The following is a 21,045-nucleotide window of genomic DNA, read 5'->3' on the forward strand; positions in this document are numbered from 1 at the left end:
TGAGGGTGGTTGAATATGAAAGCTGTCATTCTTGCAGGCGGACTTGGTACCCGTATTAGTGAAGAAACACAAATAAGACCGAAACCAATGGTGGAAATCGGCGGTAGACCCGTTCTGTGGCATATCATGAAAACTTACTCTCACTATGGAATAAATGATTTTATTATCTGTTTGGGTTATAAAGGGTACATGATCAAGGAATACTTCTCCAACTACTTTTTGCATATGTCTGATATTACCTTCGATATGAAAAATAATAAAATGCGGGTACATCAACATCATGCGGAACCTTGGACAGTGACTTTGGTTGATACCGGTGACGAGACTATGACGGGCGGAAGATTGAAGCGTGTTAAAAATTATGTTGGCGATGAAACATTTTGCTTTACTTATGGCGATGGATTAAGCGATGTGAATATTGAAGAACTTATCGCTTTTCATCGTTCTCAGGGGACATTTGCTACTTTAACGGCAGTTCAACCGCCTGGACGATTCGGGGCACTTGATTTTTATGAAAACAAAATCATCAGTTTCGAGGAAAAGCCCCAAGGTGATGGAGGCTGGGTTAACGGGGGCTATTTTGTATTGGAACCTGAGGTTTTTAGTTTCATTGAGGGGGACTCCACAGTTTGGGAGAGTGAACCTTTAGAGAGGTTAGCGTCTCAAAGCAATCTCTCAGCGTTTAAACACAAAGGATTTTGGCAGCCGATGGATACTTTGCGTGATAAACAAAAGTTGGAAAGTTTATGGGAATCCAAGCTGGCTCCGTGGAAAGTGTGGGGAAGAAATGTTGTTTTGGAAGAATAAAAAGGTCTTGATAACGGGCCATACCGGGTTTAAAGGCAGTTGGCTTTCTCTTTGGTTACAAAAATGGGGTGCGGAAGTCATCGGATTTTCTTTAAATCCTCCGACAAGACCCAGTTTATTTGAACTCGCCAATGTAGCGGGCGGTATGCACTCTTATAACGGTGATGTCAGGAACTACGATTTGCTCAAAAGCGTGGTCGAGAAACATCGGCCGGAAATTTTGATTCATATGGCCGCACAGCCGTTAGTTAGGCATTCATATAGAAATCCGATCGAAACATTTGAGATTAATGTGATGGGTACGGTAAATGTACTTGAAGTTGTCCGAAATACGGACTCTGTCCAAGTCATTATCAATGTGACAAGCGACAAATGTTATGAAAATAAAGAATGGGTTTGGGGATATCGTGAAACAGATCCGATGGGCGGTTATGATCCCTATAGCGCAAGTAAAGGATGTGCGGAGTTAATCACCTCATCATTTCGCAATTCTTTTTTTAATGCTTCGGCATCCGGTGATCGTCCACGAATGTTGGCCTCCGTCAGGGCCGGAAACGTAATAGGCGGTGGAGATTGGGCCGAGGATCGGCTTGTCCCTGATATGATCAGGGCAATCTTACAACGCGAACCGGTTCTGGTTCGAAATCCGCAAGCCATTCGACCTTGGCAACATGTTCTGGATCCTTTATATGGATATTTACTATTAGCAGAAAATCTTTGGATCTCTGGCATTGAATTTGGTGAAGGGTGGAATTTCGGACCGTCTGAACAAGATGCTGCTCCGGTCAGCAAACTTGTTGAAAAGGTTTGTGCCCTATGGGGGGGCGATGCCAAATGGACATTGGATGAAAAAAATCATCCGCACGAGGCGAATTATCTCAAATTGGATTGTTCTAAAGCAAGAATGAAATTAGATTGGAAGCCAAAGCTTCAGTTCGACGATACCATTGAATGGGTTGTCGATTGGTACAAATCGTATGTTGCTCAAGCAGATATGCAGCAGGTAACATTGGATCAAATGAATAAATATGAGCAATTACTTCGAGGAGCCGGAAATGATTAATCAAAAATGTCGTTTTTGCGGGACACATTTGAAATATACCTTTGCAGATCTGGGGATGTCTCCTTTATCAAATTCCTATCTTCGACCGGATCAATTAATGGAGAGGGAAATCTTTTACCCCTTACATGCCTATGTTTGTGAGGGGTGTTTGTTGGTACAGTTAGATGAATTTGAAGCACCGGAACAAATATTTAGTGATTATGCCTACTTTAGCTCCTATGCAGCTACTTGGTTGAGACATGTTCAACAATATGCGGATATGGTAACAACCCGATTCGATATTCATGCATCATCTCAAGTTGTTGAAATTGCAAGTAATGATGGGTATCTATTGCAATATTTCAAGCAAAAAGGGACACCTGTTTTAGGAATTGAACCTGCTGCAAATGTAGCAAAGATTGCGATTGAAAAAGGAATTCCAACGGCAATTGAGTTTTTCGGAAAAAGCACGGCGAATAAAATTATTACTGAATATCAATTGCAGGCAGATCTGCTGATTGCAAATAATGTATTGGCGCATGTACCGGATTTATTGGATTTTGTTGCCGGAATGAAACTGTTATTAAAGCCAGGCGGTGTGATAACGGTAGAATTCCCTTACTTGCTTGAGCTAATTAAAAACAACCAATTTGATACGATTTATCATGAACATTTTTCATATTTTTCATTGATGACAGTTCAAAAGATATTTGCGTCACAAGGCTTAACCATCTTCGATGTTGATGAATTGTCTACACATGGGGGATCCCTCAGGGTATACGCCCGGCATGGTGAAGATTCCGGAAAACTGGTTCATAGTCGTGTTAACAACTTATTGCTGAATGAAGAAACAATGGGGTTAACTGAACTGGCTTTATATCGGAAGTTTAACGACCAAGTAAAAGAAACTAAATGGAAAATTCTAAATTTTCTAATCAGTGCTAGGCGAGAAGGAAAAACAATAGCAGGATATGGTGCGCCTGCAAAAGGAAACACATTACTTAATTTCTGCGGAATACGAACTGACTTTATGGATTATACCGTTGACCGTAGTCCATACAAACAAGGCTTATATTTACCAGGCACACACATTCCAATCGAACATCCAGAAAAAATTCGTGAAACAAAACCGGACTACCTATTGATATTACCATGGAATTTGCAGGAAGAGGTCATGGAACAAATGTCCTATATTAGGGAATGGGGAGGCAAGTTCGTGATTCCTATTCCGGAAGTAAAGGTGATTTAAATGAATTTTAAGGAAATTTCTCTAAATGGAGTATTTGTTATTGAGATTGATCCAATAGAAGATGAGAGAGGTTTCTTTGCCCGCTCCTGGTGTAAAGAAGAGTTTATCGAGCATGGCGTCCATCTCGATTTTGTTCAATGCAACATTTCCTACAATAAGAAAAAAGGTACCCTCCGCGGAATGCACTTTCAAGCTAAGCCGTACGAGGAAGCCAAGCTCGTCCGCTGTACTAGAGGCGCCATTTATGACGTAATAATTGATCTTCGTCCGGATTCAAATACATTTAAACGATGGGCGGCTGTAGAGTTAACTTCGGAAAACCGAAAAATGCTCTTGGTTCCGGCAGGATTTGCCCATGGTTTTCAAACCTTGGAGGACGATACAGAAGTTTTTTATCATATGAGTGAATACTATCATTCCGAAAGTGCCGGAGGTATCCGGTGGGATGATCCGGTTTTTAAGATGAAGTGGCCCCTAATAGATCCAATAATATCGTGTAAGGATAAGGAATATCCGAACTTCAAATAAAAGGCGATAGTCTAGTTTATTATTAATTCTATCCGGGAAAAAGCCGATAATATAGGAAAGAATAACGTTCAGCTCTAAGTAATTATACAACCGAGGGGGGAAGATGCTTTGAATCCAACTTTGTCGCAGGAACAAATTGATTTTTTTAACCTGGAAGGTTACCTCGTGATAAAGTCGTTTTATGATATGAATAGAGACATCGAACCCATTCATTTTGCGATTTATAACATTATCGGCCTCCTGATTAAGAAATATAATTTGCCGTTTATACAGGCTCCGTTCTCCTCGGAAACCTTTGATTCCTGCTTCCAAGATTTAATCACCCATGACAGAAAATTAGGTTCGGAAGCTTACGATGCGGTGAAGCAAATCCCTGCTTTTGTCAGATTGGTATCCAGCGAGCGGCACGATTCCGTGTTTTCACAAATTCGGAAGAATTCTTTTCCCGGAGTCGCAGCGGGCGGCTATGGAATTCGTATGGATCATCCCGGAGAAGAAAAATTCCGAGCGGGATGGCATCAGGACTATACCTCTCAATTCCGCAGTATAGACGGTTTGGTATTTTGGAGCCCTTTAGTACAGATTACGGAGTCAATAGGACCGCTACAGATATGCCCGGGTTCTCATAAAGAAGGAATGGTTCCCGTGCATACACAGAATGGGAAAGAGCCTGGGAAAACGGGAGCTTATGCTACAGTTCTGAAGGATGAAGAAAATCTGTTAAGCAAGTACCCTGTTGTGCATGTGTTAGCATCTCCTGGAGATTTGTTGATACTGGATTTTCTTGTCATCCATGCCTCCGGCTATAACGTAAGTAACCGTTCAAGGTGGTCCATGCAAATGAGGCATTTTAATTTTAACGATCCCACAGGAATCAAAATCGGATGGGCAGGTTCGTTTGCAGCAGGCAAATCCATCGAATCCGTACATCCTGAATTAATTGCCGATCGTAAGGGAGTTTAAACTATGGATTGCTGCGTTTGTGAAAGCGAAATCCAATCACCAGTCTATCGGTCAGGGCAAAATACCTCCATAACCTCATTGTGCCAAGTATTAAACATAACAACCACGGTGTATTACTGCGACCGATGTGGTCATATTCAAACAAAAGGCATTGAAAATGTGGATGTTTATTACGATGAGAATTATAAACTGTCGAACGATAGTGTGGAAGAAGATCAATTATATGCCGTGGTTGACGGTCAAAAAATTTACCGCACCGAACATCAAATCAATACCTTGATGAATAAGGTAGGAATTCATCAAAAAGCACGCGTCCTGGATTATGGTTCTGCCAAAGGAGCATTGTTAAAGGGATTAAGGCATAAATTGCCGGACATTCAGATCCATTTATTTGACGTTACGGAAGAGTACCTTCTATTCTGGGAAAAGCTTGTATCGCCGGAACAATGGAGCACATACAAACCAAAAGAATCTTGGCAGGGCAGCTTTGATTTGGTTACATCTTTTTTTGTCATGGAGCATATAGAGGACCCGAAAATATTCTTAAGGAATATACGGAATCTCCTCTGTGATGCCGGCATTTTTTATTGTGTTGTGCCCAACGTGTATCGTAATATTGCAGATTTTGTAGTCGTGGATCATGTTAACCATTTTTCAGAATCGTCGCTGAACTATTTGTTTGAATCCTGCGGATTTCAAATTGTAGAGATCGATGTCCGATCCCATAACAACGCTATTATTATCATTTCCAAAAAAAGCGATAAGGAGTGGGGTTTCATTCCTTCTCCAACGATGAACAACTATGCGTCCGTAGTATCTCTGTCAAAATATTGGAATGATTTTTCAAGCAAAATCATGGAGTTTGAGAATCGTTACTCTGAACATAAAGTTGCGATTTATGGTGCCGGGTTTTACGGGACCTTTATCTATTCTTGCCTGAAGTTTCCGGAGAGAATAACGTGCTTTGTCGATCAAAACCCTTTCCTTCAGGGAAAAGAATTGTTCGGCATAGCCATCGTGCCGCCGGATCGGCTTCCGGACTCGGTTGATACTGTTTATGTCGGATTGAATCCACTTGCCGCCGAATCTATCATCAAGAATATAGAGGCATGGAGTTCAAGAGAAATCCATTTCTTTATTGAAAAGACTGGAGTGCCGATGCTTTGAATCCGATAACAAGAAGCCTTCAAGAGCATTATCAACAAACCTTTATCAAGCACGGCCCCAATGAGAGAGGGGTGGACTGGGGGGCGAAAAAGGATATTGTCCTCCGATATAGGAACATGCTTTCTGTCATTTTACCCGGACAGCAATCTGACGTAAGTCTTCTTGATGTCGGATGCGGTTATGGCGGCCTTCTGGAATATATTGACCATTCGAACTTTGCGGAAACTCAGATACAATATACGGGTATTGATGTCGTAAGTGAAATGATAACTTACGCTAGATCTCATCAGAAGTTCGATTCCGGTTCGTTCGCTGTTGCGGACATCCTTAGCTACAACCCTGCCGATCATTTTGATTACGTGGTTTGCAATGGAATTCTCACTCAGAAATTGCAAACAAGCCACTTGGAGATGGAAAAGTATCTCAAACAGATCGTCGAAAAAATGTTCGCATTGTGCAGGATCGGAATTGCATTTAACGTGATGACGACCAAAGTGAATTTTATGGCACCGAATCTTTTCTATCTAAATCCTGTAGAACTATTTGCTTACTGCATGAATCAATTCGGCGGCAAAGTAAAAGTAGATCACTCATACCCCTTATATGAATACACCGTATACATTTACAAATAACTGTTAAAGGGGGTCCGGAGGAGGACATGAAAGTTGGAATTCTCGGATCGGCTGGCGGAAGTGTTTTTGCCGAAGTGGTTGGCATCTTGAAAGCCGCATCTTTGGCTGGCCGGTTCCAATTTTATGTAATCACCGACCGGGAATGCGGGTTAGAAACGAAATGCGCGGATTTGGATATTGAAGTTATTCGAATTGAGGAACGCGACAACGCGCTATTTTCCGAGAAAGCCGGAGAGCATTTTCATTCGATCGGCATTGACATGGTTTTGCTTTTTTTTTCACGCTTGGTCTGCAGTCATTTGTATCTGTCTATCCCTACATTTAACATTCATCCTTCCCTATTGCCTTCCTTCAAAGGTTTTCACGCAGTCACGCAGATGAAGGAAGCGAATGCGAAGTTTTTTGGAGCCTCTCTTCATCTGGTGGACGAATCCATAGATGGCGGTGCGATCGTGGCACAAGTTTCGATGCCTGTTCCGTATGAGACGTCGCTAGAAAAGCTTTACAAATATTCGTTCATTCAAAAAATATATTTGGCTTTGTTGGCAATCGAACTTGTAGAGAGCGGCGCTATCCGAATAGCTGAGGGTAATGCCGGATATCAAGTAACCGGCATGTTGCCGTATACGGACAGGTGCAACCCTTCCATCCGGAATGAAGGCATTCTGCGAGAGATTATGGGACTTCAAGATAGAGAGGGCGTAGAGTTGATCAAATGACTACCATTGTCATTTCGCAGCCTATGTTTTTACCTTGGCGCGGGCTGTTTGAACAAATCGCCGCTGCCGACGATTATGTCCATTATGACAATGTACAATTGCCCATGGGCCGAAGTTTCACAAATCGTGTACAAGTAAAATCAGAAACGGGAGTCATGTGGTTGACGGTTCCCATTCTCAGAAGCGGCAAGCAATTGATCATGGACGTAGAGATTGATCACGAACAACCTTGGAGAAGCCGTCATTTAAGAACGATTCATCATTTGTATTCTAAAGCCCGTTACTACAAAGAAGTAATAGACGTTATCCACAGGATATATGAGAACGATACCAAAAGCTTAAGTGAGTTCAATATTTTTGCGATCGAATACATAGCACAATGGCTGGGCTTAAACACACGGTTTCACCGGTCTTCTGAACATCCGCCGCACGGAGCCAAGTCGGAAGGATTAATGGATATTATACAAACTTATCAGGCGGACAAATACATTACCGGCCATGGAGCGCGCCATTACTTGGACCACGAGTATTTTGAACGACACCATGTAGGCGTGTATTATATGAGATATCAAAAACTGCCACACAAACAACTTCATGGAGATTTCACGCCTTATGTCTCCATTATCGATTTGCTATGTAACGAGGGTTTGCAGGCACGAAATTTTTTAATACCGGTTACCCAACCTTGGAGGGATTTCATTCATGAATCCAATTGAATTATTCCGCAAAGAAGTGTCTTCAAATATCGCGAATATGTCAAATCGAAAGGAATTAAAGGATATTTCCAATCGTTGGATAGAGAGCACTACCCCGTTCAAATATACTTATAATTTCAGTTGGATGGGAAGGCCTATTATTCAATTCCCGCAAGATATCATAGCCATGCAAGAAATTATTTGGGACATAAAGCCTGACCTCATTGTCGAGACCGGGGTCGCCCATGGCGGGTCTATCATTTTCTATGCCTCGATGTTGGAACTGATCGGGCATGGAAATGTGATCGGCATTGACATCGATATTAGGGAACACAATCGGATTGAGATCGAAAAACACCCTATGTTCAAAAGAATACAGTTGATCGAAGGGTCGAGCACGGATGAGACTCTTTTTCATGAGATCACTGAATCGGCAATGGGTGCCGGTAAAGTTCTGGTTGTTTTGGACTCCAATCACACCCATGATCATGTGCTCCGAGAGCTCGAGTTGTATTCCACGTTGGTGAATTCGGGAAGTTATTTGGTTGTTATGGATACTGTAGTTGATGATATGCCCAGTGAGTTGCATAAAGAAAGGCCTTGGAACCGAAACAGTAATCCCAAAACCGCCGTCCAGTCATTTTTGAGAAGTAACGATCGATTTGTTATTGATGAGACCATTCACAATAAGCTATTGATTACGGTGGCGCCTGACGGGTACCTGAAATGCACGAAAGACCTTTAAGACAGGATGAAGGAGCAGTGTTCTGATGGGCATCAAAGGTGAAAAAATCCATGTTTCCGGACCCTCCATTACGCAAAAGGAAATCGAATACGTTACTGAAGCGGTCCAAAGTGCATGGTATGAGAATGCCAATGTCTATCATGATAAGTTTGAGAAAGCATTTGCCCAATATGTTGGCGTAAGATATGCGATTACAATGCCTTCATGCACGTCAGCCATTCACCTTTCCTTGCTCGCAGCCGGTGTAGGTCCCGGTGACGAGGTCATTGTTCCGGATATCACTTGGATTGCCACTTCAGCACCCATTCATTATGTCGGGGCCACCCCAGTATTTGCTGATATCGATCCCCAAACATGGTGCCTATCCGCCGAAAGTTTTGAAAGTTGTATTACTGAGAAAACGAAAGCGGTAATTCCGGTTGATTTGTACGGTAATGTTCCTGATATGAACGCCATTCGAAAGATTTCTGAAAAACACAGGATCGCCATTATTGAAGATGCTGCGGAAGCTATCGGCAGTATGTATCACGGTAATAAAGCGGGCTCCCTTGGAGATATCGGTGTTTTCAGTTTTCATGGCTCAAAAACATTAACGACCGGTGAGGGGGGGATGCTGGTCACCGATCGAGAGGATATTTATAGAAAGTGTTTGTTTCTTCGGGACCATGGACGCCTACCTGGTGATAAAATGTTTTGGAATTCAGAAATAGCCTATAAATACAAAATGTCCAGTTTACAGGCTGCTCTGGGGCTGGCTCAATTGGAACGAATTGAAGAGCTTGTAACAAAGAAGCGGGAAATTTTTAATTGGTATCGGGAAGAACTTGACCATTTGCAAACCATGAAATTAAATTTTGAAGCACCTCACACAAAAAACACTTACTGGATGGTTACCGCTGTATTTTCAGATCGACAAAACATAGAAAAAGAACAATTAATATCCAAATTAAAAGAATTAAACATAGACTGCAGGCCGTTCTTCTACCCGTTAAGCTCTCTGCCTGCCTATCAGAAATTAAAAGCAGCCCAAAATGCACAATTACGAAATGGCGTTGCGTATAAAATATCACCTTATGGAATTAATCTTCCATCCGGAATGAACATGACCAAAGAAAAAGTGAAGGTTGTCTCGGAATCTTTAAAATCGCTAATCTCGTGATTAGGGTAATAACAGTATCAACAAATTCAGTTAATGAGAGGCTGTAAATATGTGCGGTATCGCAGGTTCGATTAACTTATCATACAATTCTATAGAACTAATGCCAAAACGGTTGCAGGTCATGAATCAGTTGCTAAAGCATCGCGGGCCTGACGGGCAAGGGATCTGGTACAATGATGAGAAGTACGTCGGTCTTGCCCACAGTCGATTAAGCATCATCGATGCGGTTTCCGGAGCACAACCAATGACCGACATGTCCGACAATTGGATTACGTTTAACGGCGAAATTTATAACTATCTGGAACTTCGGGATCAATTGGGACGAGATCGTTTTCGAACCGATTCCGATACGGAGGTCATTTTGCAATCCTATCTCAAATGGGGATACGATTGTGTGGACCATCTCAGGGGAATGTTTGCATTTGCCATTTGGGACGGACGGCATCAGACGCTTTTTTGCGCGAGAGACCGGTTTGGAATCAAACCTTTCTATTATACAATCGTTGAGGATACCCTTTACTTTGCTTCAGAAATTAAGGCGCTGTTGCCGTTCATCGAGCGCATACAAACCAATCTGGAAGGGTTTAAAGACTACTTAAGCTTCCAATTCTGCCTGTCGGGTAAAACGTTGTTTCAAGGCATTCACGAACTTCAGCCAGGTCATATGCTGACGGTGAGGAATGGAAATGTTCAAGTCCGGAAGTACTGGGAAGTTTATTATGATTTGGATTGGGACCATACAGGGAAGTACTTCGAAGAGAAAGTGTATGACTTGCTTGCGGACTCGGTGAAAGTTCATTTGCGCAGCGACGTTCCTGTGGGAGCCTATGTAAGCGGCGGACTTGACTCCAGCATAATCGCCTCGTTGGCAGCGAAGGAGAAATCCGAAGATTTCCTGGGGTTCACGGGAAAGTTTTCGATCAGCCGGGATTACGACGAGAGCATGTATGCGGAGGAATTGTCCAGATGGCGGGGCTTTCAACTGCATCAGGTTGAAATACAAGTTGAAGATTTTATCGAAAACATCCGCAAAGTCATTTTTCATTTGGATCAGCCGGTCGCAGGGCCGGGCTCATTCCCGCAGTATATGGTTTCGCAGCATGCGAGCCGATATCGCAAAGTGGTTCTCGGCGGACAAGGCGGTGACGAGATTTTCGGCGGATATACCCGGTACATCATTGCTTATTTTGAACAGTGCATAAAAGCGGCGATTGATGGAACTACCAAAAATGGGAACTTCATCGTGACGTATGAATCCATTATTCCGAATTTAACGTCACTCAAAAATTACAAGCCTTTATTGCAAGATTTTTGGCGCGAAGGGCTTTTCGACGATCTGGACAAACGCTATTTCCGGTTGATCAACCGGGCAACTACTCTACAAGATGAAATCCGTTGGGATTTGTTGAACGATTATTCTCCCTACGAATCTTTCAAAAGCATTTTCGGAGCAAACAACGTAAAGAAAGAGTCGTATTTCGACTCCATGACCCATTTTGATTTTAAGACTTTGCTGCCTGCATTACTGCACGTGGAAGACAGGGTGAGCATGGCTCACGGACTGGAATCGAGAGTGCCTTTTCTGGATCATCCGCTTATCGAACTTGTAGCGACGATTCCTTCCAACATTAAGTTCAAGGACGGTACAACCAAGCAATTGCTTAAGAACGCTTTATCACGCGAACTCCCTGAGATGATTGTGAACCGGCAAGACAAAATGGGTTTTCCGGTACCGTTTAACGAATGGGTGAAAGGCGGTGCGCGGGATTTCGTTTTTGATCTTTTCTCAAGCCGGCAAGCCCTATCCAGAGACTTCACGAACAATAAAGAAGTCTTAAGCAATCTGGAGAACGAGCCCAAGTATAGCCGTAAGCTCTGGGGACTTCTGAGTTTGGAGCTGTGGCAGCAAGAATTCCATGATCGGGAATATGAATACAAAAAATTATTACAAGAGTAGGAGATGGGAAATATGAAAGTTCTGATCACAGGTGGGGCCGGGTTTATCGGTTCCCATATCGCGGATCGTCTGTTAAGCGGCGGCAACCTGGTACTGGTTATTGATAATTATGCGACCGGCAGAAGGGATAACCTGACTGCTCAAGACGGACTTACGGTTGTAGAGGGATCGATTGCCGACCGGCCATTGGTAGATCGTGTGTTTGCCGAATTCCAACCGGAAGTGGTTGTCCACGCGGCTGCGTCTTACAAGGATCCGGACAATTGGGAAGAAGATGCGTTCACCAATATAACAGGTACAGTGAATGTGGTGAAGGCCGCAAAGCAGCAAGGCGTGCAGCGCATCATTTACTTCCAGACTGCACTCTGTTATGGTCTTAAACCTTTGGAACAGCCGATCACATTGAGCCATCCCATTCAATCCGAAGGAAGCAGCTATGCCATCAGCAAAACTGCAGGCGAACAATATATTCAACTGAGCGGTCTTGAATATTTTTCTTTCCGTCTGGCGAATGCATATGGTCCGCGCAACTTGAGCGGTCCCCTGCCTACTTTCTATCACCGGCTTACGAATGAGAAACCTTGTTTTGTAATGGATACCCGCCGTGATTTTATTTACATCGACGATCTGGTATCCGTCGTCATGAAAGCAATCGATGGAATGGGAGGCAGAGGGGCTTACCATATCTCATCCGGATCCGACTTTTCGATCAAAGAATTGTTCGACGCAACGATCAAAGCGTTGAACATTACGCTGGATCAAGAGGTTGAAGTACGCCCGCGAAATGAAGACGATGCATTCACGATCCTGCTTGATCCTTCAAGGACAAACCGCGATTTTGATTGGAAGGTCACGACGCCTCTTGAAAACGGGGTGAAGAAAGCAATTGAATGGTACAAGCAATACGGGATTTCGCAGACCTTTACACATCTAAAACCGGTTGAATCCAAATAACGGCGTAAAGTGGTGGTAGAATTTATGGAACAATTCCGTAACGAAAAAATTCTCGTCGTAGGGGGAGCGGGCTTTGTGGGCAGCAATCTCGTTCACAAGCTCCTCTCTTCATTTCCACTAGAGATCGTTGTCGTCGACAACTTGCTTTCTTCCGAAAAAGAGAATGTCCCGGATGCGGGTAATGTCACGTTTCTGGAGGGCTCGATTACCGACGATCGCATTTTGGATCAACTTCCTGCCGATCTGGATTATGTGTTTCATTTGGCTACTTATCACGGAAATCAAAGTTCCATGCATGATCCGTTAGCGGATCATGAGAACAACACCTTCACAACCTTGAAGCTGTATGAAAAAATCAAGGGATTTAACAACATTAAGAAAGTTGTCTATTCTTCCGCTGGCTGTACGGTCGCCGAGAAAACGTTCGAACATGCGGAAGCGACCACTGAGGATTCGCCGGTATCTTTACACTTGGACAGCCCCTATCAAATTTCCAAAATTATTGGAGAGTTTTATTCCAACTACTATTTTAAACAACACAAACTTCCTGTGGTGAAAGCACGTTTTCAGAATGTATATGGTCCTCGGGAAATTTTGGGGGCGGGGCTGTGGCGTGGTACTCCTGCAACGGTATGGCGAAATGTGACCCCCACTTTCATCTATAAATCATTAAAGCAAATGCCTCTAACCGTTGAGAACGGAGGAATCGCTACCCGAGATTTTATCTATGTAGATGACATTGTGGAAGGTTTAATGCTGTGTGCTGTAAAAGGCACTGCGGGAGACGTTTATAATCTGGCTAGCGGTGAAGAAACTTCGATTCTTCAACTGGCCGAGACGGTCGATAAGCTGACTGATAACCCTGTGGGGGTTGACTACCGTCCGGCGCGGGATTGGGATCGTTCCGGCAAAAGATTCGGCAGTATCGAAAAAGCCCGGAAGGAGCTTGGCTTTCAGGCGAAAGTCGGATTGTTGGAGGGTTTGCGTAAGACCGTCACATGGACAAAACATCATTTGGAATTCATTGAACAATGCATGGAGAAACATAAGCGTTTTCTATAATGCACCAGGCCGAGATAAGGTGGGTATATCAAATGACGCTTCCGTTTCACAATACCCTGATCCACAAGCTTCAATCCAAATCAGCTACCCTCGGTGTCATCGGTCTGGGCTACGTCGGACTGCCGCTTGCCGTGGAAAAAACCAAGGTTGGCTTTCAAGTGATCGGGTTCGATATCCAGCAATCGCGCGTCGATCAGGTGAATCTAGGAATCAACTATATTGGGGATGTGGTTGACGAGGAACTTAAGGGGCTGGTCAAATCGGGCCGGTTTCGGGCTACCAAGGATTATTCGTTGTTGAATGACGTCGATGTCGTCTCTATTTGCGTACCAACCCCGCTTGATGAGTATCAGCAGCCGGATATCAGCTATGTACGGGCATCTGCGGAGGCGGTGGCCAAGCACCTGCACCCGGGCATGCTTGTCGTTCTTGAGAGTACGACTTACCCTGGCACGACCCAAGAAGTCGTTAAGCCCATCCTCGAGTCAACAGGGCTAAAATGCGGCGAAGATTTTTTCCTGGCTTACTCCCCGGAGCGCGTCGATCCGGGCAATAAACAGTTCAAGACCAAAAACACCCCTAAAGTCGTAGGCGGGGTGACGGCGGCCTGCGGAGAAGTAGCCGCAGCTCTTTACCAGAAAGTGCTGGAAGGACAAGTTCATGTCGTATCCAGCCCTGCCGTAGCCGAGATGGAGAAAATACTGGAGAATACGTTCCGGAACATCAACATCGCACTCGTTAACGAAATGGCCATTTTGTGCAACCGCATGAACATCGATATTTGGGAAGTCATTGACGCGGCGAAGACAAAGCCTTACGGATTTATGGCGTTCTATCCGGGGCCGGGGCTGGGCGGGCATTGCATTCCCATTGACCCGTGGTATTTGACATGGAAAGCCCGGGAATACAATTACCACACCCGCTTAATCGAAGTGGCGGGTGAAATCAATAACAGCATGCCCGAGTTTGTGGTGGAGCGAATCGGCAACATTCTCAACGATGAATGCAAACCCATCCGCAATTCAACCGTCTATTTACTCGGAGTCGCCTACAAAAAGGATATTGACGATTACCGCGAATCTCCGGTCGTGACGATCATGGAGCTGTTGAAGAGGAAAGGAGCAAATGTGATCTACAGCGATCCGAAAATTCCTTCCTTCCGATATAAAGGAAATAGCTATGAAGCCGTCCCGCTGACTAAAGAAAATCTGCAAAATGCCGATATTGTAGTTATCGCGACCGACCATTCGGAATTTGATTACGATCAGATCGGGGAATATGCCGGCGTTTTGTTCGACACTCGAAATGCGATGAATGGCAGAAAAACCGCAAATACATATCACCGATTGTAGCAGCGACGACCTCAAAAAAGCGAAAATAACCGTTTTCGCTTTTTTTACATCACCAGGAGAGAAGGCTTAGCAAGATGACCAAAGTCATTGTCGTAGGGGCTGGGCAATGGGGGAAGAATTTGGTCCGGACCTTCTATGAACTTGGAGCTTTGGCAGGCGTGGCGGAAGCCCATCCCGAGCTCCGGAACCGGCTAAAGACGGACTACCCAGAGGTTCCGTTATACGAGGATTATCGATCGGCATTAACCGCGGAAGCACAAGCTTTCGTCATCGCAACGCCGGCTCATACGCATGCCGCGATTGCCCGGAAGGCCTTGCTGGCCGGAAAAGACATTTTCGTCGAGAAGCCGTTGACATTGTCCGCCGACGAAGCCGAAGAACTGGTCCTTCTGGCCGAAGAGAAGCAGCGGATATTGATGGTAGGTCACTTGCTGCTCTATCAACCGGCTATCCGGAAGATGAAAGAAATGGTCGACCAAGGCCGGATCGGAAAGCTGAGAAGCCTTCATCAGGAGAGGATGAAGCTTGGACGGGTTCGAGCGGTCGAAAATGTATTATGGAGCTTCGGCGTCCATGATTTGGCCGTGTTTCTCTATCTGGTCGGGGAATCTCCCAAGGACATTCAGGCAACCGGACAGCGAATCGTGCAGCCTGCTATCGAAGACGATGTCTACGTGCATCTGACCTTTACTGATAGCGTTACTGCACACTTACATACCTCATGGTTATGGCCGCAGCAGCGCCGATGCCTGACAATTATCGGAACAACAGGAATGCTTGTATACGACGAAGAAGTACAAACGGTGACGCTTCACCGAAAAGGCATCGATGCCGAGCTATCGAACGTAGATGAAGGGTCGGAGCTTGTTTTCAAAGGAGAAGCGAAGCCGTTAACATTGGAGTGCAAGCATTTCCTAGAATGCGTCGACTTGCGCAGGCGGCCTCTGTCCGACGGAACGAACGGGGTTGAGGTCGTACGCATTCTAGAGAAGGCTTCGGACCTATTGCGCGGAGGATTGAATACATGAGCGACTATTTTGTCCACGAATCCTCCTACGTCGATGAAGGCGCCCAGGTGGGGAAGGGAACGAAGATCTGGCATTTCTGCCATGTCATGGGCGGAGCAGTGATCGGCGAACGATGCAGTCTGGGGCAAAACGTGCTGATCGCGAATCGAGTGTGCATCGGCAACAACGTGAAAATCCAGAATAACGTTTCCGTTTACGAGGGCGTCATTCTTGAAGACGACGTGTTTTGCGGGCCTAGCATGGTATTTACCAACGTTCGGACGCCCCGATCCGCTTTCCCCCGCAATACGAGCAGCGATTACGCCCCGACCGTCGTTCGACGCGGCGCATCTATCGGAGCGAACGCAACCGTCGTATGCGGCGTTACGTTAGGGGAATGGGCATTTGTCGCCGCCGGCGCGGTCGTGACGAAGGACGTTCCTCCTTACGCATTGGTGGCGGGCGTTCCGGCCAAGAGGATCGGATGGGTTTGCGAATGCGGGGAAACGCTGCGTTTCGAGAATAACACGGCGCAATGCGAAAACTGCGAGAGAACGTATTCGTATAACCCGTCTGAACAAGCCGTAAAGCGCACTCAAGCCTGACATTTGCCTTAAAATAGAGAGGTGTAGTCGAATGAGCAACGTGCCCGTATTCGAGGTAAATTCGGAAGTCGAGCTTTTGTGGAACGAAATCATGGAAGCTGTGCAAGGCGTAATCCGCTCGGGGAAATTCATTATGGGACCGAACGTGACGGCCTTCGAAGAAGAAGTGGCTGCTTATCTTGGCGTTAAATACGCCGTTGCCCTTAATTCCGGGACTGACGCTCTGGTTATTGCGTTAAAAGCGCTCGGAATCGGCCCGGGCGACGAAGTGATCACGACGCCGTTTACGTTTTTCGCAACGGCTGAGGCGATCGGCCAAGTCGGAGCGACTCCGATTTTCGTCGATGTAGAGGAATGTTCCTATAACCTGGATCCGAACAAGATGGAAGAAAAAATCACTTCCCGTACGAAAGCGATCATGCCCGTTCATCTGTACGGTCAAGCGGCGGATATGGACGAAATCCGTCGATTGGCTGCAAAGTATAAACTGTTCGTCGTTGAGGATGTTGCCCAGGCCTTCGGAGGAGAGTACAAAGGCAAGAAGCTGGGCACTTTGGGAGATGCAGGCTGTTTTTCGTTTTTTCCGACCAAAAATTTGGGCGCGTACGGTGACGGCGGGCTGTTCGTAACCCAAGACGAAGCCGTTGCCCAAATCGCACGTAAGCTGCGGACGCATGGCGGAATTAACAAATACCGTAACGAAATGTTAGGCTATAATTCACGGCTGGACGAAATCCAGGCCGCGATTTTGAGAGTGAAGCTGCCGCATATCGATCATTGGAACGAGAACCGCAGAGGCATTGCCCGAAAATATGACGATCAGTTGCACGGCATCTCCGAAATCGTAGTCCCGGCCGAGCTTCCGTACGCCAAGCATGTTTATCACCAATACACCGTTCGTATCTTGAACGGCCGACGTGACGAATTTCAAAGGCATCTGAGCGAACTTGGTATTTCAACGATGGTGTACTATCCTACTCCGGTCCATCGGTTGCCCGTTTATCAACCCTTGAACGGGAAATCGGAACTCCATTTGCCCGTCTCGGAGACGCTTGCGGATGAAGTCTTAAGCCTTCCCATTTGGCCGCTTATGCATCCGGAGAAACAAGAGAGAGCGATCCGTTCCATTCGCGAGGCGGCAGGACTGCGATGAAAACCATTCTGATCATCCAGGCTCGAATGGGATCAACCCGCTTGCCCGGAAAAGTCCTGCATTCCTTAGGCGATACCGTTATTCTGGATTACGTAGTCGGACGGTGCAAGCAAATCCGGAATGTCGATGAAGTCATCGTTGCCACTTCAACTTTGGAACAGGATCAAGCTATCGTCGATTGGTGTTGCGATCACGGAGTGGCTTGTTTCCGGGGATCGGAAGACGATGTATTATCCCGGTACGTTAAGTGTGCCGAAAGCTACCGGCCCGACTATGTAATCCGTGTGACGAGCGATTGTCCTTTTATCGATTATGAGTTAGGAAACGCTATGATGGAGGAAATGAAGCGCTCCCTGGCGGACGTGGCCATTCTTGAAGGAGACCTGCCCAGGGGTCTTCCCATGGAGTTGATTTCTTACCGGGCGTTGAAATTCATAGACAAGCACGGCCATGAAGCGAGGCACAGGGAACACGTAACCTATTACGCATACGAGTACTCGGAACAATTTCAGGTCATGAAGCTTCAGCTGCCCGAAGGGCTCCGGCATCCGGATCTTAGAATTACTCTCGATACTTCCGAGGACTATGAAATGCTGACGCGCGTTGCCGATCGTTTTCGGGGCGATCCGTTGGTTTCTTCGCGGGAAGTAATCCGCTATTTGTTGGATCATCCGGAAGTAGCGCGAATTAACGCTCACATCCAACAGAAGCCTGTTATTTAGCGAACGCACGGTGAAGGAGATAAATCATGAAAGCCTATAAATCGTTATCGCAAGGTTTTTATGAACTGGATCGTTACCGGATCTCGGTGCTGCGTTTCGAGGATATGCGTTACATCAAACAATGGCGCAACGAGCAAATCGATGTGTTAAGGCAAAACAAAAAACTAACGGATGAAGATCAGGCTCGCTATTATGAGCAAGTCGTTCTCCCAAGTCTCGAGATGGAAAATCCATCGCTAATGCTATTTGGATATTTTTGGGATAATCTGCTGATTGGATACGGTGGACTGACGAACATGGACTGGTGCAGTCTTCGGGCGGAGGTATCCTTTCTGGTTTCGACGGAGCGGATATCGGACGAAAAGCTGTACGAATCCGACTTCAGGCATTTTCTTCGGCTTTTGAAACGGGTTGCGTTTGAGGACTTGCGATTCAACCGTCTATTCACCGAGACATTCGATATACGCCCGAAGCATGTCGCCATCCTCGAAGCCGAGGGGTTCCGTTTCGAAGGCCGAATGAAACAACATGTTCGAATCGACGGACGATTCGTGGATTCATTATTACACGGATGTTTAAAGGAGCATTACGATGCTGAGAGGGAAAAGAATATTCGTTAGCGGCGGCGCGGGGGTAATCGGTCAAGCATTGATCCAACGTTTATTCCATATGGGCGCAGATCTTTTCGTGGGCGATCTCAAGCCGAGGCCGAATCATTGGCATCTGGACATCCGGTATCGCCAAGGCGATCTGAATTATCTGACCAAGGAAGAGTTGCTGGAGTTCTCGCCGCACTATGTTTTTCACCTGGCTGCTGCGTTCGAAAGATCTACCGAGTCCTACGATTTTTGGAACGAGAATTACCGGCATAACGTCAAGCTTAGTCATCATGTCATGGACTGCATGAAAGAAATGCCCGAACTGCTGAAGGTCGTATTCGCTTCGAGCTATTTGATCTATGACCCTGCACTGTATCAATTCGCCGAGCCTCAGCGGGAGGCTCGGTCCCTGAACGAGGAAGCCGCGATTTATCCTCGGAATCAATGCGGAGCAGCCAAGCTGCTGCATGAAATCGAATTGCGCTTTTTAAGCGAATTTCGCCCTTTCGAGAGTGTGTGCGCCCGTATTTACCGCGTGTATGGAAAAAACTCCCGGGATATCATTTCACGGTGGATTCAAGCATTATGGCAAGGGGAGAAGCTTACGGTTTTCCGCAAAGAGGGAATATTCGATTATATCTATGCGGATGACGTGGCGGAAGGCTTAATCCGTTTGGCGCATAGCAAAGCCACCGGGATCGTCAACCTGGGCACTCAAAACGCCCGATCCGTAAACGACGTCTTGACCGTGTTGAAGAACTATTTTCCGTCGATGGAATACTCGGAAGAACCTAGCGATATTCCTTTTGAAGCTTCCCAAGCGAATATGGATCGTTTCATGGCTCTTACGGGTTGGCGGCCTTCAAGACAATTGGAGGAGACGATTCCCGAACTGGTTGAACATTATCGCGCCAGGGCGAACGAGAACGTAAGGCAACCGGGGCCTCATAACCTTCTCGTTACGAGCGTTTCGAGGAAGGTTCCGCTCATTCAAAGCGTTAAACAAGCTATTGCCAAATTGGGTTCGGATACCGAATTAATCGGCGCAGACCTTAACCCGGAGTGTATCGGGTCGCATTTTACGGACCGTTTTTGGGAAATGCCTCCCCTTCGGGAACTCTCGGTCGAAACTCTGATTGATTATTGCAAACGAAACCACGTCCGCAGCATCGTTCCGACACGGGATGGAGAGCTCCTCTTTTTCTCCCGGATGAAGGAGACCCTTGCCGCGGAAGGCATTTCGGTTATGGTTTCCGGAACGGAAGCTGTAGAAGCATGCTTGGATAAGCTGTTATTTTCCGCTATCGGCGAAGAGATGGGATTCCCGGTCATCCCTGTCGCTCTTTCCATCGAAGAGCTTCGGCACGAGGGTTCTTATGTCGTGAAGGAACGCTTTGGCGCAGGCTCGCAAAAAATAGGGCTTGGCCTCTCCAAGGACGAAGCTCTTCTGCACGCGGGGCAGCTCAATCAACCCCTATTCCAGCCCTATATAGAGGGTAAGGAATTCAGCGTCGATTTATATGTGGATAGCAAGGGAACGGTCAAAGGTATCGTCGCTCGGACCAGGGACTTGGTCTTGAACGGTGAATCCCAAATCACGACGGCGGTCGATGCCCCTCTCCTAGAGCAAACCTGCGTGGAATTCGCGAGCCGATTAGGATTGTATGGTCATGTCGTCTTTCAGATCATCGTCGATGCGTCAGGTCAAATCCACATCGTCGAATGCAACAGCAGATTTGGCGGAGCCTCTTCCCTTAGCGTTGAAATGGGACTGGACAGTTTCTATTGGTTTATATTGGAGTCGATGGGACAGGAACTCGAATCTTATCCGTTCCTTCGATCGAAGCGGAACAAAAAGTTGGTCCGCTATCCCGGGGATCTTATCGTATGATTGTGTTCGCAGTTAAGGAGATGCGTATCATGTTATT

21 protein-coding genes are annotated in these 21,045 nt (G+C 46.0%); all 21 read left to right on the forward strand.

The genetic code is table 11. From position 1 onward, the window contains the following. Nucleotides 1–15 precede the first annotated feature (15 nt). The 21 genes from rfbF (at nt 16) to ACFPPD_RS13470 (ending at nt 21,008) form a co-directional block, all read left to right on the forward strand. A complete protein-coding gene (rfbF, locus tag ACFPPD_RS13370; protein WP_209745383.1) occupies nt 16–807 on the forward strand; it encodes a glucose-1-phosphate cytidylyltransferase in 792 nt (263 codons plus the stop codon). After that, nucleotides 788–1,870 (forward strand): CDP-glucose 4,6-dehydratase, encoded by a 1,083-nt coding sequence (gene rfbG, locus ACFPPD_RS13375; RefSeq protein WP_209745386.1) that lies wholly within the window; start codon nt 788–790, stop codon nt 1,868–1,870. Before rfbF ends, rfbG begins: the two co-directional genes overlap by 20 nt. Next, nucleotides 1,863–3,098, forward strand: a complete 1,236-nt coding sequence (locus tag ACFPPD_RS13380) for a methyltransferase domain-containing protein (protein ID WP_209745389.1) — start codon at nt 1,863–1,865, stop codon at nt 3,096–3,098. The genes rfbG and ACFPPD_RS13380 overlap by 8 nt, the downstream gene beginning before the upstream one ends. Further along, on the forward strand, nt 3,099–3,626 hold the full coding sequence (gene rfbC, locus ACFPPD_RS13385) for a dTDP-4-dehydrorhamnose 3,5-epimerase (protein ID WP_209745392.1): 528 nt from the start codon (nt 3,099–3,101) through the stop codon (nt 3,624–3,626). It abuts the gene before it with no gap. Nucleotides 3,627–3,734: 108 nt separating this feature from the next. Beyond that, nucleotides 3,735–4,589 carry a phytanoyl-CoA dioxygenase family protein gene (locus ACFPPD_RS13390; RefSeq protein ID WP_209745395.1) on the forward strand — a complete coding sequence of 285 codons (855 nt, stop codon included), beginning with the start codon at nt 3,735–3,737 and terminating at the stop codon, nt 4,587–4,589. A gap of 3 nt (nt 4,590–4,592) precedes the next feature. Continuing rightward, nucleotides 4,593–5,756, forward strand: a complete 1,164-nt coding sequence (locus tag ACFPPD_RS13395; protein WP_209745399.1) for a class I SAM-dependent methyltransferase — start codon at nt 4,593–4,595, stop codon at nt 5,754–5,756. Beyond that, complete coding sequence (locus ACFPPD_RS13400; protein WP_209745403.1) at nt 5,753–6,388, forward strand: class I SAM-dependent methyltransferase; 636 nt, start codon at nt 5,753–5,755, stop codon at nt 6,386–6,388. The genes ACFPPD_RS13395 and ACFPPD_RS13400 overlap by 4 nt, the downstream gene beginning before the upstream one ends. A 26-nt stretch (nt 6,389–6,414) precedes the next feature. Further along, complete coding sequence (locus ACFPPD_RS13405; protein WP_209745406.1) at nt 6,415–7,107, forward strand: formyltransferase family protein; 693 nt, start codon at nt 6,415–6,417, stop codon at nt 7,105–7,107. Further along, on the forward strand, nt 7,104–7,823 hold the full coding sequence (locus tag ACFPPD_RS13410; protein WP_209745409.1) for a WbqC family protein: 720 nt from the start codon (nt 7,104–7,106) through the stop codon (nt 7,821–7,823). The genes ACFPPD_RS13405 and ACFPPD_RS13410 overlap by 4 nt, the downstream gene beginning before the upstream one ends. Beyond that, entirely contained in the window at nt 7,810–8,547 is a 738-nt protein-coding gene (locus tag ACFPPD_RS13415; protein WP_378082451.1) for a cephalosporin hydroxylase family protein, read from the forward strand. The genes ACFPPD_RS13410 and ACFPPD_RS13415 overlap by 14 nt, the downstream gene beginning before the upstream one ends. A gap of 25 nt (nt 8,548–8,572) precedes the next feature. Then, nucleotides 8,573–9,706: a DegT/DnrJ/EryC1/StrS family aminotransferase gene (locus tag ACFPPD_RS13420; protein ID WP_209745411.1), complete on the forward strand. Its 1,134-nt coding sequence runs from the start codon at nt 8,573–8,575 to the stop codon at nt 9,704–9,706. Nucleotides 9,707–9,755: 49 nt separating this feature from the next. Beyond that, nucleotides 9,756–11,663 carry an asparagine synthase (glutamine-hydrolyzing) gene (gene asnB / locus ACFPPD_RS13425; protein ID WP_209745414.1) on the forward strand — a complete coding sequence of 636 codons (1,908 nt, stop codon included), beginning with the start codon at nt 9,756–9,758 and terminating at the stop codon, nt 11,661–11,663. A gap of 12 nt (nt 11,664–11,675) precedes the next feature. Then, entirely contained in the window at nt 11,676–12,617 is a 942-nt protein-coding gene (locus tag ACFPPD_RS13430) for an NAD-dependent epimerase/dehydratase family protein (RefSeq protein WP_209745417.1), read from the forward strand. 24 nt (nt 12,618–12,641) lie between these two features. Continuing rightward, complete coding sequence (locus ACFPPD_RS13435) at nt 12,642–13,679, forward strand: NAD-dependent epimerase/dehydratase family protein (protein ID WP_209745420.1); 1,038 nt, start codon at nt 12,642–12,644, stop codon at nt 13,677–13,679. Nucleotides 13,680–13,711: 32 nt separating this feature from the next. Next, nucleotides 13,712–15,031 (forward strand): nucleotide sugar dehydrogenase, encoded by a 1,320-nt coding sequence (locus ACFPPD_RS13440; RefSeq protein ID WP_209745422.1) that lies wholly within the window; start codon nt 13,712–13,714, stop codon nt 15,029–15,031. A 74-nt stretch (nt 15,032–15,105) separates the two neighbouring features. Further along, complete coding sequence (locus ACFPPD_RS13445; protein ID WP_209745425.1) at nt 15,106–16,059, forward strand: Gfo/Idh/MocA family protein; 954 nt, start codon at nt 15,106–15,108, stop codon at nt 16,057–16,059. After that, nucleotides 16,056–16,643 (forward strand): acyltransferase, encoded by a 588-nt coding sequence (locus tag ACFPPD_RS13450; RefSeq protein WP_209745428.1) that lies wholly within the window; start codon nt 16,056–16,058, stop codon nt 16,641–16,643. Before ACFPPD_RS13445 ends, ACFPPD_RS13450 begins: the two co-directional genes overlap by 4 nt. A 31-nt stretch (nt 16,644–16,674) precedes the next feature. After that, nucleotides 16,675–17,796, forward strand: coding sequence for a DegT/DnrJ/EryC1/StrS family aminotransferase (locus ACFPPD_RS13455; protein WP_209745431.1), 1,122 nt, complete (start codon nt 16,675–16,677; stop codon nt 17,794–17,796). Then, nucleotides 17,793–18,518 (forward strand): cytidylyltransferase domain-containing protein, encoded by a 726-nt coding sequence (locus ACFPPD_RS13460; RefSeq protein WP_209745434.1) that lies wholly within the window; start codon nt 17,793–17,795, stop codon nt 18,516–18,518. The genes ACFPPD_RS13455 and ACFPPD_RS13460 overlap by 4 nt, the downstream gene beginning before the upstream one ends. Nucleotides 18,519–18,544: 26 nt before the next feature. After that, nucleotides 18,545–19,138 carry a GNAT family N-acetyltransferase gene (locus ACFPPD_RS13465; RefSeq protein WP_209745437.1) on the forward strand — a complete coding sequence of 198 codons (594 nt, stop codon included), beginning with the start codon at nt 18,545–18,547 and terminating at the stop codon, nt 19,136–19,138. After that, nucleotides 19,110–21,008 carry an NAD-dependent epimerase/dehydratase family protein gene (locus ACFPPD_RS13470; RefSeq protein ID WP_209745440.1) on the forward strand — a complete coding sequence of 633 codons (1,899 nt, stop codon included), beginning with the start codon at nt 19,110–19,112 and terminating at the stop codon, nt 21,006–21,008. The genes ACFPPD_RS13465 and ACFPPD_RS13470 overlap by 29 nt, the downstream gene beginning before the upstream one ends. The last annotated feature ends 37 nt before the right edge of the window (nt 21,009–21,045 follow it).

Source organism: Cohnella suwonensis (assembly GCF_042655365.1).
Classification (GTDB): domain Bacteria; phylum Bacillota; class Bacilli; order Paenibacillales; family Paenibacillaceae; genus Cohnella; species Cohnella suwonensis.

Coding starts and splice junctions, on each gene's coding strand:
- rfbG (WP_209745386.1), top strand. CDS start 788: ATGTTGTTTTGGAAGAATAAAAAGGTCTTGATAACGGGCCATACCGGG.
- ACFPPD_RS13470 (WP_209745440.1), top strand. CDS start 19,110: ATGCTGAGAGGGAAAAGAATATTCGTTAGCGGCGGCGCGGGGGTAATC.
- ACFPPD_RS13380 (WP_209745389.1), top strand. CDS start 1,863: ATGATTAATCAAAAATGTCGTTTTTGCGGGACACATTTGAAATATACC.
- ACFPPD_RS13465 (WP_209745437.1), top strand. CDS start 18,545: ATGAAAGCCTATAAATCGTTATCGCAAGGTTTTTATGAACTGGATCGT.
- ACFPPD_RS13410 (WP_209745409.1), top strand. CDS start 7,104: ATGACTACCATTGTCATTTCGCAGCCTATGTTTTTACCTTGGCGCGGG.
- ACFPPD_RS13450 (WP_209745428.1), top strand. CDS start 16,056: ATGAGCGACTATTTTGTCCACGAATCCTCCTACGTCGATGAAGGCGCC.
- ACFPPD_RS13420 (WP_209745411.1), top strand. CDS start 8,573: ATGGGCATCAAAGGTGAAAAAATCCATGTTTCCGGACCCTCCATTACG.
- rfbC (WP_209745392.1), top strand. CDS start 3,099: ATGAATTTTAAGGAAATTTCTCTAAATGGAGTATTTGTTATTGAGATT.
- rfbF (WP_209745383.1), top strand. CDS start 16: ATGAAAGCTGTCATTCTTGCAGGCGGACTTGGTACCCGTATTAGTGAA.
- ACFPPD_RS13415 (WP_378082451.1), top strand. CDS start 7,810: ATGAATCCAATTGAATTATTCCGCAAAGAAGTGTCTTCAAATATCGCG.
- ACFPPD_RS13440 (WP_209745422.1), top strand. CDS start 13,712: ATGACGCTTCCGTTTCACAATACCCTGATCCACAAGCTTCAATCCAAA.
- ACFPPD_RS13460 (WP_209745434.1), top strand. CDS start 17,793: ATGAAAACCATTCTGATCATCCAGGCTCGAATGGGATCAACCCGCTTG.
- ACFPPD_RS13455 (WP_209745431.1), top strand. CDS start 16,675: ATGAGCAACGTGCCCGTATTCGAGGTAAATTCGGAAGTCGAGCTTTTG.
- ACFPPD_RS13395 (WP_209745399.1), top strand. CDS start 4,593: ATGGATTGCTGCGTTTGTGAAAGCGAAATCCAATCACCAGTCTATCGG.
- ACFPPD_RS13405 (WP_209745406.1), top strand. CDS start 6,415: ATGAAAGTTGGAATTCTCGGATCGGCTGGCGGAAGTGTTTTTGCCGAA.
- ACFPPD_RS13435 (WP_209745420.1), top strand. CDS start 12,642: ATGGAACAATTCCGTAACGAAAAAATTCTCGTCGTAGGGGGAGCGGGC.
- ACFPPD_RS13445 (WP_209745425.1), top strand. CDS start 15,106: ATGACCAAAGTCATTGTCGTAGGGGCTGGGCAATGGGGGAAGAATTTG.
- ACFPPD_RS13430 (WP_209745417.1), top strand. CDS start 11,676: ATGAAAGTTCTGATCACAGGTGGGGCCGGGTTTATCGGTTCCCATATC.
- asnB (WP_209745414.1), top strand. CDS start 9,756: ATGTGCGGTATCGCAGGTTCGATTAACTTATCATACAATTCTATAGAA.